Consider the following 18,320-nt stretch of genomic DNA (forward strand, 5'->3'; position numbering starts at 1 on the left):
CTTATGAGCCTAATTGATCAGCTAAAAGACCAAATGAAAGATGCCATGCGCTCCAAAGATAAGGTGCGCTTGGGAACTATTCGTATGGCACTGGCAGCCATCAAACAGATTGAAGTGGATACCCGCGAATCTCTGAATGATGATCAAGCCATAGCTGTCTTAACCAAAATGGTTAAACAGCGTCGTGATTCTATTGCGCAATATAGCGCAGCGGGTCGCGACGAACTAGCCGATGCTGAAGCAAGTGAGATTCAAGTACTTGAAACTTTCCTGCCGAAACCTCTTTCACAAGAAGAGGTCGCTCAGCTAGTAGATACAACGATCCAAGAGATCGGTGCATCATCCATGGCGGATATGGGCAAAGTAATGGGAGCGTTGAAACCTAAAGTACAAGGACGAGCTGACATGGCGGCTATTGGCGCCATGATTAAGGCTAAGCTTCAGTAACTTAGTGTTCAATGTATGAATGAGCCGTGCTAAAGCACGGCTTGTTTGTTTGTACTCTTTCAGTTTTTTTCGCGAAAAGGCGGCATTTATATACCAATGGCGATACCTCGTGATTTTATCAATGAGCTTGTAGCTCGCACCGATATAGTCGACCTTATCGATGCTAAAGTCCCCCTGAAAAAGGCGGGGAAAAATCATTCTGCCTGTTGCCCGTTTCATAGCGAAAAATCCCCGTCCTTTACTGTTAGCAGAGACAAGCAGTTTTACCACTGTTTTGGCTGTGGCGCTCATGGCAATGCTATCGACTTTGTCATGGAATATGACAGATTAGACTTTGTCGATGCGATAGAAGAACTTGCAGGCCAATTAGGCTTAGAAGTTCCCAGAGAACAAGGCACGGGTAAACGCCGTGATGAAGGCTTGAGTCGCGACCTCTACCAGTTATTGGATGAGGCCAGCCTGTTTTTTCAAAGCCAATTGAGACAACACCCAGATAAACAAAAAGTGCTCGATTATTTAAGCCATCGAGGTTTGTCTGATGAAGTGATTAACCACTTCAATATTGGCTTTGCGCCCGACGGCTGGGATGGGTTACTCAGTCGTTATCGGCACAACCAAGATTCACAAGATAAACTGCTCACCGCTGGAATGGTGATCGAAAACGATAATGGCAAACGTTACGACAGGTTCCGTGACAGACTGATGTTTCCGATCCGTGATAGACGTGGCAGAGTTATCGGCTTTGGTGGACGTGTACTCGGTGATGGCACGCCAAAGTACTTGAATTCGCCAGAAACGCCCATATTTCATAAAGGGTATGAGCTATACGGCTTATATGAGCTAAAGCAGCGTCACAGAGACCCGCAGCAGATATTAATCGTTGAGGGCTACATGGACGTGGTGGCATTGGCTCAGTTTGATGTGGATTACGCCGTAGCATCGCTCGGTACATCAACAACGGCAGAGCAATTTCAGTTACTGTTACGTAGTGCTAAAGAAGTCGTTTGCTGTTATGACGGCGATAAAGCGGGTATCGAAGCTGCCTGGCGCGCATTAGAAACGGCGCTACCGCTGTTAAAACCTGGCGATCAGGTCAAGTTTATGTTCTTGCCTCAAGGCGAAGACCCTGATTCTATGGTCAGACAAATTGGCAAGCCGGCATTTGAACAATTAGTTACTGAGGCTAAACTATTACCCGAATTTTTATTCGATACCTTAGCCAGCCGCTATGGCACAGATAAAGGCACCTTGGCAAAACAAGCCATGATGCTGATAGAAAAAGTACAAGATACTGTTCTGCAAAGTTTATTACTAGAAAATCTAGCCTATAAGCTCGGCATGAACAGTGCGGAAGAGCTGCAACGAAAACTCGGTTTTAAAGCAACCAAACAGAGTCAAACGCTGCACAATAAAGCGCTCAAGGGACGTGGAACACCATTGCGACTAGCCATCGCACTGTTAGTACAAGATCCCAGCTTAGGTAACGGATTACCAGAGCAACCAGCGCTAAAACATATCAAGATGGCCGGCATCGATTTGCTGACCCTCTTATTAGACCGAACTCGAGCCAACAAGATAAACAGCGCACAACTACTTGAACAATTCAGAGGTGATGACCAATTAGGCACCCTGAAAAAATTGACCCAATGGGAACATCAAGTGGCGGATGAAAATTTGCAGCAAGAGTTCAAAAAAGCACTGATATGGTTAAACAATCAATACATTGAACAACGATATCAGGAATTGAGCTTAAAACAGCACCATACTAAAGAAGAGCGGATGCAATTAAAAAAGCTCATTGCTGTGATACAGGGTCAGGCTTAAAAGGCAAAATTTGTCTTAAAGTAATGACTTGGGCTAGCACAGCGCTACACACAAGGCTATAATTGACGATTTGCGCGGCACTCGTTTGTCCGTCGTTGTAACAGTTACCCAACTTGGATGATATCTATGGAGCATACTCCGCAGTCGCAACTTAAATTGTTGCTTGCCAAAGGTAAAGAGCAAGGTTATTTAACCTATGCAGAAGTGAACGATCACTTACCTGCAGATATGGTCGATTCTGACCAGATCGAAGATATTATCCAGATGATTAATGACATGGGTATTCGCGTCTACGAGCAGGCGCCGGATGCCGATGAGATCATGATGTCTGAAGACAGCACCGATGAGGATGCTGCCGAAGAAGCTGCCGCAGCACTGGCTACGGTAGAGGCTGAACTCGGACGTACGACAGACCCTGTGCGCATGTACATGCGTGAAATGGGCACGGTAGAACTTCTGACCCGCGAAGGCGAGATTGTTATCGCTAAGCGTATTGAAGAAGGCATCAATACCGTTCAAGCCTCTGTAGCTGAGTATCCTAAAGCGATCGCCATGATCCTTGAGCAATACGACCGCTATGAAGCTGAAGAAGTCAGACTATCAGACATAATCTCTGGATTTGTGGACCCCAATGCTGAAGATGTTGCCCCAACAGCAACACACATTGGCTCAGAACTCTCAGATGACGAACTCGATGATGAAGATGACGACGATGATGAGGATGGTGAAGATGAAGAGGATGATACCCCGAAAGGGCCAGATCCTGAAGAAGCGCGCGAGCGTTTCACTCAACTTCGTGAAGCCCATGAACGCGCATTAAAAATCATTGCCGAAAAAGGCCGTGAGCATCCAGAATCGACCAAGGCGTTATTTGAGATTGGCGAAATCTTTAAAGAGTTCCGCCTAGTTCCAAAACAGTTCGATCGCCTTGTTAAAAGCATGCGTGAAATGATGGACAAAGTGCGTGTTCAAGAACGCCTCATCATGAAGCTGTGTGTTGAACAAGCCAAGATGCCAAAGAAAAACTTCGTTAAAGTATATACTTCTAACGAAAGTAGCATCGACTGGTTTAACGATGAGATCGCCGCGAAGAAACCTTATTCAGAAGGTTTAGCTATGGTTGCCGACGATGTACGACGTTGCCGCGCTAAGCTTGATGCGATTGAAAATGAAACCGGCTTGGCGATTGCCGCGATCAAAGATATTAACCGTCGTATGTCAATCGGTGAAGCTAAGGCTCGCCGGGCGAAAAAAGAGATGGTTGAAGCCAACCTACGTTTGGTTATCTCTATCGCGAAAAAGTACACTAACCGTGGTTTACAATTCTTGGATCTGATCCAAGAAGGTAACATAGGTTTGATGAAAGCCGTTGATAAGTTTGAATATCGTCGTGGCTATAAGTTCTCAACTTATGCAACATGGTGGATCCGTCAGGCGATCACTCGCTCTATTGCTGACCAAGCAAGAACGATCCGTATTCCAGTGCATATGATTGAAACCATTAACAAACTCAACCGTATCTCTCGTCAAATGCTACAAGAGATGGGGCGCGAACCTTCACCAGAAGAGTTGGCCGAGCGCATGTTAATGCCTGAAGATAAGATCCGTAAGGTACTTAAGATTGCTAAAGAGCCAATCTCAATGGAAACCCCTATTGGTGACGATGAAGATTCGCACTTAGGTGATTTTATCGAGGATACTACCCTCGAGCTGCCATTGGATTCGGCGACTGGCGAAAGCTTAAGAAACGCTACTCACGAAGTGTTAGCCGGCCTTACCGCCCGCGAAGCCAAAGTACTGCGTATGCGTTTTGGTATCGATATGAATACCGACCACACTCTTGAGGAAGTGGGCAAGCAATTTGACGTAACACGTGAGCGTATTCGTCAGATTGAAGCCAAAGCGTTGCGCAAGCTACGTCACCCTTCTCGCTCAGAGATCTTAAAGTCATTTCTCGACGAGTAGTCATACTGATTTTAACGACCCCCAAAAGCCCAGCATCTTGCTGGGCTTTTTGTTTTCAATGGAGATTAGCATCAGATTGATTAACAGATAACCAATTGAATTCAAACTTGGGATTTGGACCATATTCTGGGGTGACAACGGCAATTAAACCTCGTATACTTCTCAGCGCTTTCGATGGTGACGACCATCTTAAGTCGGCCCCTTAGCTCAGTTGGTTAGAGCATACGACTCATAATCGTCAGGTCCACAGTTCAAGTCTGTGAGGGGCCACCAATTTATGAAAAAGCCGCTTGAAGAAATTCAAGCGGCTTTTTCATCTCTGCTAGAACTAGAGGCTGTAAGCCTTTGACCAAATTAAAATACCTCTGATTGTATATCAAATATATAGATTATTTTTTGTATTAAAGCCTCTCACCAAATCAATAGCAAATTCACTATATCCATGACTAAAAAATCATTACCCAGAAAATGGCTGGATGAAAAAAAGGGGTCTATCAATAGCGCCTTTAGCCATTTTAACCACTTCTGATTACACAATCAGAGTTGCCTATTATGGCCGTCAGCAGTAGCTGAAATTTCGATTTAGACTCTGGTAATCTTGTCAAAGGCAAACATGTAATAGGTGAAGATAAATGCCCTGTATTTTTCCGCTTAGTATTCATAATGTTAAAATGGCAATGGATAGAGCGATTAAACAAGAAAATATGCAATGGGACTAACAAATCGTGTTGTCAGTCAGTTGAACCACTCATTTATCGTTGGCTCAATTGGTATGACAGTAGAGGGTGACCTTATCATTGATAAGCAAAAGGCAGGCTGCGAAGACAAGGGCGTTAAACCTTAGTTTTTGTTCGCTAACTTTTTAACAAGTTAGCCTAAATATAGGCAAATTTACGCTCTTGCCTTTTCTGTTGATAATTATGCTCCACACCACAATCTAATGTTTAGGCTCGCGCAGAGGTAGTAGACAGAACGCCCTCGCTTGATATGTCGTTGGCAGCCAAATAATCTTGTATAGCAATAAGCAGCTGCCGATAACGAGGTTCAATCTGTCCCAGTTGCAGTACCATCTTACTCCTATCTTGTGTCTGTGCCGCTATCTCTAAGCTATGAAACTGCATTTGCAATTCACTCGCTCCAATACTGCTGGATAACCCTTTGAGTGAATGGCTCAGTTGTCGGGCAACCTCAAATTGGCTACATTTAATCGCACTCGCTAAATCAGCAAGTTGTTTAGGAGTAGTTTGACAATACATAGTGCAGATATCACAAAATAAAGCGTTATTGTCCATCAGACGGGCTATTGCAATAGCCTTATCCCACCCTAGAGCAACGGACTCATGCTCATCCGCTGAGATGACCGTCGCTTGATATGACGATAAAATAGCACTTAATACCGCCTCGATTAAACGCTCTGCTGCAATCGGCTTAGTCACATAATCGTTCATACCCGCATCGATGCATTTCTCTCGCTCTCCCATCATAGCGCTGGCAGTCATAGCGACTATCGGAACATTAATATAAGCCTCGCCGGCCTCGCCTTGACGAACACGTTTAGTGCAATCATAACCATTGAGTATTGGCATCTGGCAATCCATCAATATGCTATGGATAGGTTGATCCCCTGAATCTAGCAGCCGCTGTATGGCCTCATCTCCATTTGATGCTTGAACGAAATGAATGGGTAAACTCGACAATATGCCAATAGCCACCTCAATATTGATATCATTGTCATCAACGATCAATACTCGAGCATCTTTGACACAATTAATATCACTCGACATTAACTGTAAACTCGATGTCACATGTGTAGTTAAGGCTGATTTAGTTAAATCGATGCTACTGCCAACCATTCTCTGCTGTAGCTCAGACATCAGTAATGGATTATTTAAATAGGCAGCCTCAATATTATTCAGTGACCTACCAGCCACTATGTCGCTACTTTGTTGAAATACTAATATCTTGGGGAGGTGATTGCACTGAGCGTTCAACACTGCCCAGCGAGCATCGAGTTCGAATAGTAACTTATGTTGTTGCTCAATCACGATAAACTTAGGTAAGTTTGTTGGTAACGATGCACGACTAGTACACAACCACTCAACGAGTGGCTGCGCTGAAACAATTCGCCCATCAAGGCATAAAAGAGAGCGTTCAATGCACAGATGTTGTTCAGGATGAGTCACTAGAATCGCACATGCGGCGCCCTCTAGCTTAGTCTTGATAGCCATCAACTTATAATCATGGCGAGCCAAACACATAGTAAAAGAAAATGTACTCCCCTGCCCCTTAGTGGACTCGAAGCTCATACTGCCATTTAATAATTCACTCAGCTGCTGACAGATTGATAACCCTAAGCCAGTGCCACCGTATTTGGCCGCAATGCTAGTGGTTTCTTGAGAAAAGGCATTAAAAAGCTTATCTTTATATTCTTCAGAAACCCCCATACCAGTATCTGTCACCGCACACGTCAGCGTTAACGTCTCATCAGCTAACAGTTCAGTTTTTAACGTAACCTTGATAAATCCACTATCGGTAAATTTGACCGCATTATTAATTAAATTAGTTAAGATTTGTGATACCCGATGAGGGTCGCTAATGATACTTTGTACCCTTAAATCGACCACATCAATAATAAATTCAAGGCCTTTTTCTTGGGCCTTAACCGCCATACTACTGCAAATACTTTCAACCAGATTTAATGGGTTGAATGATTTAAAGTCGAGATCTAATTTTCCTGCTTCAATTTTAGACAGATCAAGCACATCATTTATTAAAACAGAAAGTGCATTGACACTGACCTCGGTCATGTCCAAATAGCGGCGCTGCTTATCAGAAAGGGGGTCTTTTCTGACCAAGTTTAACGTACCGACAATACCGTTTAACGGCGTACGCATCTCATGGCTAATATTAGAAATAAACCCGCTCTTCACATGGCTCGCTTGCTCCAGCTCTGCAGTGCGAACCGCGACTTTTTCTTCTAATTCAGCATTAGCTTGCAATATTTTTTGTGCTGCCAGCTTTTCAATAGTGATATCTTTAATCACTATTGCTACGCCGCTTATCTCATTATGCTCACCTAAAATCACCGATACCGATATCGACAGCTCCACCTGAGTATCATCTGCTTTTTGTAACTGAGTCTCATGTGAGATTAATTTGTTAGTATCATTTAATTGCGCGACTAATTTAGGTAATTCGATAGCAGAAAGTTGCGGTAACTCATCAAGTTGACGGTCCATAACATAAAGGTAGTCATAACCAAATAGTGACTGCGCCGCACGATTCCAGTTGGTTATTTTACCCTCGTTAGATAACCCTATAATGGCATCTTTAGAGCCGTTAATGATTGCCGCTGATTGCGCTCTCGCCTTAGCTAAATTCTGATTATTCTTAGCGCTACGATTAAGCATTACCACCACAAAGACAAACAAAGCCCCTAACGCTAGCATGTAAGTATAAACACTTATGCGTCTACCCATACTCATCTTGTCGGCATGAGTCTTAGGCGTCAGCAATATCAACTGTAACTGCCCATCTAGCGGGTCATTAGAAATGATGATAGGTCGGGTCAATGCGTAATACACTTCATTAGCATCAAGCTTATCGGTAACCATTAAAAAGTTTCGCGCCACATTAGCGCCAACGTCATAGCGATTACCCCATGTTTTGTCCTGGTCTAAGTCACGGCTAAAGCGCATTTCATTATCAGGATGAAGTAAGAAATACCCTCCTGAATCGATTAAAATAAGTTGATTCGGCGGCGGGGTCATTGCTTCTATCGAATGTAATAATTGATTAGCATTTACGTTAGCAACCAAAAAACCAAAGCGTTGACCAAAATCATCATGAATCGGTATAGCCATTCGCAGCATGGGTCGATAAGGGTATTCAATCTTATCAAACTCTCTATTTAGTGAAATTGGGGAAGTATAGATCTCACCGTCAATCAGCTGCATACTCGCTTGGTAATAATCTCGATTACGTTTATTTTGTAAATTGATATCACTTACCACTTGTACGACACCATCACGCTTATTGACACGCACTAATTCTATGCCATCAGTACCAATGATCCTCAGCTGATCATATTCAATATTATTGCGTAAAAATGCCATAAAAATGGTTTCAAGTCGCTCACGCCACTGCTGGTAAGTGGTGCCATCCAGCGGATCAACACCTTGATGACCTTCAGCACGAGACAAGCCTTTGATGGGGGGAGTAGCATGTAAAAAACGTAGGTCATTGAGATGTTTACTTAAGTGATCTTGCACCTGCTTATCCACCCGAGTACTGATATCACCTAGGGTTAACTGTAAATCATCGATAACTCGATTTTTAAGTTGAAATTCAAACGTAAAAATAATGGCGAGTGACACGACAAAAACCACTACCAAGCAGAGCATGAGCAAAGATGTATTTAGCTTAGCCCATAGATTTGATAGCGTAATAATGTTGTGTTTCATAGTGTTAATTCCTTTTAAAAATCTCGTCCTTAAAAATTACGCTATTAGATCTCCATTAGTTAAGTTAGTAGATAACAATCAATTTAAGCCTTGTTATTGAAGCATACTCTCGTTTTATTTACTAATATTAGCTAATATCACTGAAATCACTGTATTTGACTAGCAGGTAGCGGCACACTAGCTATTAGATATGCAACGACCACTGGCCTACTGATACCCAGTATAGTAGGAGAGACTAATAAGTGGTGTCTAAATTAGAAAAGGACTTCTACTATGCTATTCGGTAATGGAGTTAATTATCGTCAAAAAATGTTGATTGTTGATGATGAGCAACTCAACCTACACATGCTAGAACAGTCGCTTAACGACTTGGCTGATATTATTTGCAGTACTGGTGGTAACGATGCCTTAATGAAAGCTGAAACTTACCAACCCTCAATTATTTTACTCGATATAGAAATGCCCCAAATGGATGGCTTCGAAATCTGTACTCGACTGAAAAATAATCCCAAGACATGCCAGATCTCAATCATCTTTATCACCGCCCACCAAGAAAGTACTTTTGAGTATAAATCACTCGAATCGGGCGGTATCGATTTTATAAGTAAACCTATCGACATGATATTATGCCGGCTCAGGGTTAAAAACCATTTACGCCTCAAGCAGCAAGAGAAAGCGCTCATTGAAGCCAAGCAAGATGTTCAAGCATTACTCCAACAAATACCTGTCCATGTCTCCTATTGGAACTCAGACTTATATCTACAATATTGTAACGATGATGATGGGAAGTGGTTTAATCTCCCCATAGATAAAGCAATATCTCGACATGCTTCAGCCCTATTGCCCGATAACATCTACCAAGAAATAGTACACCGAATTGCCTCTGCAGAAACCGAAGATGATTTTGAAGTTGCTCTAGAGAACAGCCAAAATGATATCCAGTATATACAAGCAAATATGACCAAAAGAGGCGGGCAAGATCAACTCAATGGTATGCTGCTGACATTGACCGATATTAGTTCAATAAGACAAGCTAAAAAGCAGCTGGGTATCGAAAACTCTCGGCTTAAAATTATGCTTAATTCCATTGGTGATGCCGTGATCGCCACTGACAATGAAGCAAAAATTACCTTTATGAATCCGATTGCCGAACGACTGACAGGCTGGGTTATGCGCGATGCTATCGGACTGCATATTGATGAGGTAATGGATATCTGCGACGCTACCACTCAGTATCGAGGGCAAAACCCTATTTCTATAGCCCTTAAGGAACAGCGCACTGTCGCCATGGCTCTCAATTGCCAACTCAATAGTCAAGATGGGACCACATATCGAATCGAAGATTCAGCCGCTCCGATAAAAGATGATGAGGGTAATATTACTGGTGCGATTATTGTCTTTCATGATATTAGCGAAACCGTAGCAATGGCGATAAAGATGAGCCATTTAGCCAACCATGACCAGTTAACCGACTTACCAAATCGTATTCTCCTACACGATCGCGTTACCCATGCTTGTACAGTTGCCCAGGCTAACCAACAACAGGTGGCGCTATTGTTAATTGACATTGACCATTTTAAATACCTCAATGATTCATTAGGCCATTCATATGGCGATCTCATTATTAAGCAAGTGGCCAAACGTTTACAGTTACTGGTCGCACCTAACACCACCTTAGCCCGCATTGGTGGTGATGAATTTGTACTCTTACTTCCGGCAATAGATTCTACTGGGCAGGTGGATTCTATAGCCGAAGATATCGTTACTCGTATAAATACGCCTTTTAGGATCCAAGGCAAGGAGTATCCTCTTTCAGTGAGTATTGGTATCAGTCTTTACCCAACAGATGCCATCAGAGCTGAAGAGCTAATCACCCATGCCGATGCGGCTATGTATAGAGCAAAAGACTTAGGCCGTAACCGTTTTTGCTATTTTTCAGAAGACTTGGAGCGTCAGTTATTTAAGCGTCATGAACTGATCACCTTGCTGCGCACTGCAATCGATACCGATGCGATTAATGTTTACTATCAGGCGAAAGTCGATTTAAAAACGCTCAAGATTGTGGGCGCCGAGGCCCTCGCAAGGTTAACCTCACCCACAGGGAAAGTTATTTCACCGCTAGACTTTATTCCCCTAGCCGAAGAAACCGGCCTTATCCATGAATTAGGTGAGCAGATCCTGACTAAAAGCTGTATTGCCGCTAAACAGTGGTATGAAGATGGCTACGAATTACAGATTGCCATTAATATTGCGGCCAAGCAATTTACCAACCCCCATTTTTGCGCTTCTGTCGCCAATATTTTAGAGTTGAGTCAACTGAGAAGCGACCTACTCGAACTGGAAGTGACAGAGAGTGCATTGATGCATGATTTCGATGAAGCGTTGACCATTCTTAACACACTCTCAGCACTCGGCCTCACCATTGCCATTGATGATTTTGGTACTGGATATTCTAGCCTGTCTTATTTAAAGTTCTTTCCTGTCAACACCTTAAAAATTGATCAATCTTTTGTCAAAGATATGCTTTGCGATGAACAGAGCCTAGATATAGTGCGCGCCGTCATTCATCTAGCTAAATCACTCAAGCTTAAGCTTGTGGCAGAAGGAATAGAGGATGATGATCAACTGGAAAAATTAAAGTCATTACAGTGTGAACTTGGCCAAGGCTACTTATTTAGTAAACCCTTGCCGTTAGATGAGTTTGAACAACTGTTAAGACAACAAGCCATCACAGGCAACAAACAAGAAATAGACAACACAGGCCATTGATAATGACATCGCTATATTGTTAATCAGCAGAGATTGACTTTGAATAATGGCTCAGCATAGCAATATTAAAATAGACTCTAGCCCTCTATGGTTAGAGTTAGATTCCGCCAAAAAAATAGCAACATTTACTCAACTTGACGAGCATAAATATTAACGTATTATTTTGTCTCCTAAAGTCAGGTCACAATAATCTGACTCTAATCAATAAGCCTCAAGTATGAGCTTGCTTAATATACAGCGTCACAAGGAGAGATAATGACCACAAATAAAACCATTGATATAGCTGACTTTACCAACATAAAAACCAAAGGACGAGGCGCTATAAGTTTCATTATCGCCATAGTGGTCATCATCATGTTTGTGGCACAAACCATGTATACCGTGGATGAAGGTCATGTGGGTATCATCAAACGCTTTGGCGAAGCGACCGAACAGGTTAACCCAGGATTACATATTAAAATCCCTTTTGTCGATAAGGTTGAGGTTCTGGAGATTCGTACCCGTAAAAACGTCGAAAAACTCAACGCCTCAACTCATGAACAGATGCCAGTTACCGCGGAAGTCTCCATTAACTGGACCATTAACCGCGATCAAGCTTTCGAACTATTTAAAAGCTATGGCGGCCTGAGTCAATTTGAGTCACGTATTCTTGATCCTAAGTTACGCTCGGCAACAAAAGATGCCTTAGCACGCTATAAAGCCGAAGAGATCATCCAAAACCGTGGTCGGGTGATTGCCCAGATAGAAGATGTGTTAATTGAAGAGATGAAGCAGTATCCGGTCAAGTTAGACTCTGCCCAGTTAGAAAACCTTGGGCTACCACAAAAGTACATACAATCAATCGAAACTAAACAAACCGAAAAAAACTTGGCCGCCGCAGAGATGCATCGTTTAGAGCGACAAAACCTAGAAGCGCAGCGTGAAGTTAATACCGCCAACGCAATGCGTGATGCGGCTAAAGCCACTGCAGACGGTAAAGCCTACGCCATTAAAACTGAAGCCATAGCAGAAGCGGAAGCCATTCGCTTAAAAGGTCTAGCGGAAGCTGAAGCGATTCAGAAGAAAGCAGCCGCGCTACGTGAGTCACAAACCTTGGTTGATTATGTGCGTGCCCAGCAATGGAATGGTCAAATGCCCACCACGATAATGGGCAGCGATCAAAGCGTGTTATGGAACATGAATAACAAGCGATAACCGCCCACTTTAATACACTAAAAAGCCCGAGATTCTCGGGCTTTTTTATAGGGGCTACACGCTTATTTCATCGATTACCGCTCCCACACTAATTTATATGCCAAGCTTATCACGCATGGTGTAATACCAAGCGCCGAGCGCTGAAAATGGCACCTGCAACAGATGCCCACCAGGGAACGGATAATGGGGTAAGCTGGCAAAGGCATCAAAACGTTTAGCTTGCCCATTAATTGTCTCAGCCAAAATTTGCCCAGCCAAATGAGTGTAAGTCACACCATGGCCGCTACAGCCTTGCGAATAATAAATATTACTGCCGATGCGCCCCACTTGTGGCAGACGAGACAGAGTCAAAAGAAAATTCCCCGTCCAGGCAAATTCTATCTTAACGTCTTTAAGCTGGGGAAAGGTCTCGAGCATCTTGGGGCGAATAATTGCTTCAATATCGGCGGGATCCCGCGCGCCATACACCACGCCACCGCCGTAAATAAGACGTTTATCCCCCGATAAGCGAAAGTAATCGAGCAGATAATTACAATCTTCGACGCAGTAATCTTGCGGTAATAACGACTGTGCCAACTCAGCCCCTAAGGGTTCAGTGGTGATAACCTGAGTGCCACAAGGCATAGATTTAGCTTGTAGCTCAGGTATTAAGCCATTGAGGTAGGCGTTACCCGCCACAATCACAAACTTACATTTAACCGAGCCCTCCTTAGTGTGCACAACAGGGCTATCCCCCTCATCGACTTTAATGACAGCCGAATCTTCAAAAATTTGCCCACCAAGGGATTCCACCGCATCGGCTTCGCCTAACGCTAAGTTAAGCGGATGAATATGGCCGCCACTCTTGTCGAGCAGGCCGCCGATGTATCGCTCAGAATCGACAACCCCACGGATTCCCGATTCATCGAGTAATTCAAGGTGACCAAGGTGACCATGATGCTCCCATAAGGCTTTTTGTGATTCTAAATGCCTCATCTGCTTTTTATTGAGCGCAGCAAACACCCCACCGTCTTTTAAATCACATTGAATATTATATTTCGCGACCAAATTTTTAATAATGCGTCCACCCTCGAACGCCATCTCACCAAATAATTTAGCCTTGTCCACACCAACCGTTTTTTCAATCATATCGATATCACGGCTAAAACTATTGACGATTTGACCACCATTACGACCAGAAGCACCAAAACCCACACGGGCAGCCTCTAGCACTGTGACGTTAAAACCTGCTTCTAATAGATGAATCGCCGAAGATAACCCGGTATAACCAGCGCCAATAATACAGACATCAGTCTCAATATTATCGGCCAGTTTTTCGCGTAACTGCTTGTTATTAGCAGACGCGGCATAATAGGAATTTGCATGAGGTGTACAGTTCATATCAACCACCCTGAATTGTTATCGTTATAATAATTATGCTGTTGTATTAACAAGGTACTGCAGTCTTACTGCTGTACCTTGTCATTATTTTGCAATGTTAATGATGTTATTCACTGGCCATCCGGCTGCGCTTATCGGCGCGGCGCGCCATATACCATGAGATAAAGGCGATCAGTGACACCAGTAAAATGATCAAGGTTGCCAACGCATTGATTTTAGGTGATACCCCCATCCTTACCGACGAGAACACCACCATAGGCAGCGTGGTCGCACCTGGGCCAGAGGCAAAACTGGCGATCACGAGATCATCGAGCGATAAGCTAAATGACAACAACCAACCGGCAATTAAAGCAGGTGAAATCATCGGCACCGTGATATAGAAAAAGGTCTTGAGCGGAGTCGCGCCTAAATCTTGCGCCGCCTCCTCTATCGACATATCTAACTCACGTAAGCGCGACGACACCACCACAGCAACATAAGCGGCGCAGAAGGTAGAGTGGGCAATCCATACCGTCAACATACCGCGCTCAGCAGGCCAACCGAACAGATCGGCCATATGGACAAACAACAACAATAATGACAACCCCGTGATCACTTCAGGCATAACCAAAGGCGCCGTGATCATGTTCGACAAGGTTAACCTACCCCATGAGCGAGCAAAGCGTGTCATCACAAATGCGGCCATGGTGCCCAAGATCACCGCCATAGTTGAGGCGAAGAAAGCCACTTTTAAACTGGTGGCAACCGCATCTAAAATTTGCTCATCGCGAAACAGCTCGCCATACCACTTAGCCGAAAAGCCGCCCCATACCGTCACCAATTTCGACTCGTTAAATGAGTAGAACACCAAGATAAACATAGGCGCGTAGAGAAATATCATCCCAGCCCACAGCATAACGGTAGAAAAGCTGAGTTTTTTTAGTCTGTTACTCATATCTTTTTCTCCATGCTTCTTGACTGATAACGGTGAAACAGCGTGATAGGAATGATCAATAGCGCCAGCATCACAATCGCAAGCGATGAGGCTACAGGCCAATCACGGTTATTAAAGAACTCCTGCCATAACACCTTACCTATCATCAGAGAATCTGGGCCTCCCAATAGCTCAGGAATAACAAACTCGCCCACCACAGGGATAAAGACCAACATGGAGCCTGCAATCACCCCGCCCTTAGATAGAGGCAAAGTGATCTTCCAGAAGGTATTTAAGCTGCGCGACCCTAAATCGGCCGCCGCTTCGAGTAAACTGCCATCTAACTGAGATAAGTTGGCATACAGAGGTAAAATCATAAACGGCAGATAGGTGTAAATAATACCGATATAAACCGCAAAATTGGTGTTAAGCATTTGAATTGGATCGGAAATAACCCCCAACCACATCAACACATTATTGATCACACCGTTATTACTTAATATGCCCATCCAGGCATAAACGCGGATCAAGAATGAGGTCCATGAGGGCAACATCACCAGCAAAATCAACACGGTTTGATGTTGCTTCGGCGCTCTGGCAATGGCGTATGCCATCGGATACCCCACCAGCAGACACCCAATCGTAGTGATACAGGCCATTTTCAATGACCCTAAATAGGCATTCACATACAGGGAGTCTTCAAACACCAAGATGTAATTGCCCAGATTAAGTAAGATCTGTAGCGACTCATCGGCATATTGAAACAGTGCATCGTAAGGCGGGATCGCGATCGCTGGCGACGATAGACTGATCTTCAATACAATCGCAAATGGCAAGGCAAAGAACATCAATAACCACAGGTAAGGCACGCCTATGGTCAAATGTTGCCCTTTAAAAAATCGTTCTCTTAGCGATTTTTTTCGCTTTATCGCGACCCCACTCATGATCTTAATACCACTCCACTGGTGGCCTCCCATCCGATAAACACCTTCTCCTCCCAGGTGGGGGAATCAGAGCGGCGATCGCTGTTGGTCATCACCGACTGAACCAGTTGGCCACTGCTTAAGCGAATGTAGTAAACCGAAATGCCACCAAGGTAAGCGATATCTTCCACGACACCTGCACACCAATTATATTGTCCTTGGGGTTGCTCTCGGCTGATCTGCGTTTTTTCCGGTCTAATCGCTAACCATACTTGCGTGGTGTCTACGCTAGTCGATACCCCGTAACCTACGTAGAATGGCTGGTCTATATTGGGGGATTGGATAATTACATGGTCAACCTCATCTTCGACAATATCGCCTTCAAATAAGTTAACCGAGCCAATGAACTCAGCCACCATACGGTTAGCAGGACTTTCATAGATATCGATTGGCGAGCCCGTCTGCACTATCCAGCCATCGCTCATAATGGCGATACGCTCTGCCATAGTCATTGCTTCTTCTTGATCATGGGTTACCATCACACAGGTCACACCGACCGCCTCAAGAATATCGACCACCTCGAGTTGCATCTGAGTACGTAATTTTTTATCCAGTGCCCCCATGGGCTCATCAAGTAGCAGTAATTTAGGCCGCTTAGCAAGTGAGCGAGCGAGTGCAACACGCTGGCGCTGGCCTCCAGAAAGTTGGTTAGGCTTACGTTTAGCGTAAGCTTCCATTTGCACCAGTTTCAACATCTCTTGCACACGAGTATCAATTTCGGCTTTAGACATTTTGTCTTGCTTTAAACCAAAGGCGATATTTTGCGCCACCGTCATATGCGGAAATAACGCATAAGATTGAAACATCATATTGATAGGTCGCTCGTAGGGCGGCATATCGGTAATATCTTCTCCATCAAGATAAATACGGCCTTCAGAGGGTTTTTCAAAACCGGCTAATATGCGCAGCAATGTTGACTTGCCTGAACCAGATCCCCCTAATAGGGCAAAAATCTCTCCTCGATTAATACTCAATGACACATCGTCCACTGCGCGAACGTCGTCAAATAATTTGCTGACCCTATCGATCTTCAGCAATACTTCTCCTTGCGTCTTTGTTGTCGGTTTATTGGTGACGCCCGAATTGTTGGTCATAGTACTTCTCCACGACAGTGCCTTACTGGCACTTACTGCAACACTAAAAATGAAAAGTGAATAAAAAGGGCAAACCTATTGGCTCGCCCTTATTGAGTGGATCACATGCCCGATTTGACCTTAGTCCACACGCGAGTCATAGCGCGCTGTGCTTTCATTGGACGCACATCGGCAACATATAAACGCTCAAGTACTTCAGGCGTTGGGTAGATAGCCGGATCGTTTAAAATCTCTTCGTCGACAAACTCTTGCGCTGGTACATTAGGATTAGCGTAAGCAACGTAGTTCGTGATAGGCGCGATAACCTCTGGACGTAACAGGTAATTAATAAAGGTATGCGCGTTTTTGGCGTTTTTGGCGTCTGCAGGGATAGCTAACATATCAAACCACAAGTTTGCCCCTTCTTTAGGAATGGCATAACCAATCTCTTGGCCATTTTCAGCTTCCTCGGCACGCGCTGCAGCTTGAAACACATCGCCAGAATAACCAAAGGCAACACAGATATCGCCATTAGCTAAATCGGTAATGTAACGTGATGAATGGAAATAGGTCACGTAAGGACGTACTTTCGACAATACTTCACCCGCTTTGACATAATCATCGCTATTGGTACTGTTAGGATCTAGACCAAGGTACACAAGCGCCATCGGCAGCATCTCATCGGCAGAGTCGAGGAAAGACATACCACATTTAGACACTTTTTCAGCATACTTTGGATTAAATAGCAGCTCGAGTGAGTCAACGGGTGCGTCTTCCCCTAGGACTTCCTTCACCTTCGCAACATTATAACCAATGCCTGTGGTGCCCCATAAATAGGGAACCGAATACTCATTACGCGGATCGGCCGCTTCAAGTTGCTTCATCAATTCAGGCTTGAGGTTGTTATAGTTACTCAGCTGGCTTTTATCGAGCTTTTGAAACGCACCCGCATTAATTTGTTTAGCAAGAAAGTTATTCGATGGCACGACTAAATCATAGCCTGAACGACCCGATAGCAGTTTAGCTTCAACCACCTCATTACTGTCAAAGACATCGTATACCACTCTAATACCCGTCTCTTTTTCAAAATTAGCCAGAGTATCTTCGGCGATATAATCAGACCAGTTATACACATGTACTACTTCTTCTGCATTAGCCATCGAACAGGCAAACACACCAGCCGTGACGACGGCTACCGTAGACATTTTCTTTAAAAGATTCATGCTATCTCCTTATTTAGCTTGCCAGTAATGTCATCAAGACTTACTGCCGTTGCATGGCCGAGAATGACGGCTTTCGTTGTTATAAT

11 protein-coding genes and 1 tRNA gene are annotated in these 18,320 nt (G+C 44.0%); 6 read left to right on the forward strand and 6 right to left on the reverse strand.

What is annotated here, in order from left to right:
* Positions 1 to 3: 3 nt before the first annotated feature.
* From DVO77_RS11245 to DVO77_RS11260, 4 genes are all read left to right on the forward strand, one after another.
* Positions 4 to 447, forward strand: coding sequence for a GatB/YqeY domain-containing protein (locus DVO77_RS11245; protein WP_119978405.1), 444 nt, complete (start codon positions 4 to 6; stop codon positions 445 to 447).
* Between the two features lie 96 nt (positions 448 to 543).
* Positions 544 to 2,271, forward strand: a complete 1,728-nt coding sequence (dnaG, locus tag DVO77_RS11250) for a DNA primase (protein ID WP_110456056.1) — start codon at positions 544 to 546, stop codon at positions 2,269 to 2,271.
* A gap of 126 nt (positions 2,272 to 2,397) precedes the next feature.
* A complete protein-coding gene (gene rpoD / locus DVO77_RS11255) occupies positions 2,398 to 4,236 on the forward strand; it encodes an RNA polymerase sigma factor RpoD (RefSeq protein ID WP_211328805.1) in 1,839 nt (612 codons plus the stop codon).
* A 196-nt stretch (positions 4,237 to 4,432) separates the two neighbouring features.
* Positions 4,433 to 4,509 (forward strand) — tRNA-Ile (locus DVO77_RS11260).
* Positions 4,510 to 5,180: 671 nt separating this feature from the next.
* On the opposite strand, the gene DVO77_RS11270 is transcribed toward DVO77_RS11260, so the two are convergent.
* Entirely contained in the window at positions 5,181 to 8,699 is a 3,519-nt protein-coding gene (locus tag DVO77_RS11270; protein ID WP_119978407.1) for an ATP-binding protein, read from the reverse strand.
* A 273-nt stretch (positions 8,700 to 8,972) separates the two neighbouring features.
* Between DVO77_RS11270 and DVO77_RS11275 the strand changes: the two genes are divergently transcribed.
* Together DVO77_RS11275 and DVO77_RS11280 are read left to right on the forward strand one after the other, a co-directional pair.
* On the forward strand, positions 8,973 to 11,468 hold the full coding sequence (locus DVO77_RS11275) for a two-component system response regulator (protein ID WP_119978408.1): 2,496 nt from the start codon (positions 8,973 to 8,975) through the stop codon (positions 11,466 to 11,468).
* A gap of 255 nt (positions 11,469 to 11,723) precedes the next feature.
* Positions 11,724 to 12,662: an SPFH domain-containing protein gene (locus DVO77_RS11280; RefSeq protein ID WP_110456044.1), complete on the forward strand. Its 939-nt coding sequence runs from the start codon at positions 11,724 to 11,726 to the stop codon at positions 12,660 to 12,662.
* A 93-nt stretch (positions 12,663 to 12,755) separates the two neighbouring features.
* Here DVO77_RS11280 and DVO77_RS11285 read toward each other — a convergent pair whose 3' ends face one another.
* The 5 genes from DVO77_RS11285 to DVO77_RS11305 form a co-directional block, all read right to left on the reverse strand.
* A complete protein-coding gene (locus tag DVO77_RS11285; RefSeq protein WP_119978409.1) occupies positions 12,756 to 14,042 on the reverse strand; it encodes an NAD(P)/FAD-dependent oxidoreductase in 1,287 nt (428 codons plus the stop codon).
* Between the two features lie 106 nt (positions 14,043 to 14,148).
* Positions 14,149 to 14,976 carry an ABC transporter permease subunit gene (locus DVO77_RS11290; protein ID WP_110456042.1) on the reverse strand — a complete coding sequence of 276 codons (828 nt, stop codon included), beginning with the start codon at positions 14,974 to 14,976 and terminating at the stop codon, positions 14,149 to 14,151.
* Entirely contained in the window at positions 14,973 to 15,899 is a 927-nt protein-coding gene (locus DVO77_RS11295) for an ABC transporter permease subunit (protein ID WP_110456760.1), read from the reverse strand. Before DVO77_RS11295 ends, DVO77_RS11290 begins: the two co-directional genes overlap by 4 nt.
* On the reverse strand, positions 15,896 to 17,032 hold the full coding sequence (gene potA / locus DVO77_RS11300) for a polyamine ABC transporter ATP-binding protein (protein ID WP_119978410.1): 1,137 nt from the start codon (positions 17,030 to 17,032) through the stop codon (positions 15,896 to 15,898). Before potA ends, DVO77_RS11295 begins: the two co-directional genes overlap by 4 nt.
* Positions 17,033 to 17,133: 101 nt before the next feature.
* On the reverse strand, positions 17,134 to 18,234 hold the full coding sequence (locus tag DVO77_RS11305) for a polyamine ABC transporter substrate-binding protein (protein ID WP_119978411.1): 1,101 nt from the start codon (positions 18,232 to 18,234) through the stop codon (positions 17,134 to 17,136).
* Between the last annotated feature and the right edge of the window lie 86 nt (positions 18,235 to 18,320).

The sequence above is a fragment of the Shewanella algidipiscicola genome, assembly GCF_003605125.1.
GTDB lineage: Bacteria > Pseudomonadota > Gammaproteobacteria > Enterobacterales > Shewanellaceae > Shewanella > Shewanella algidipiscicola.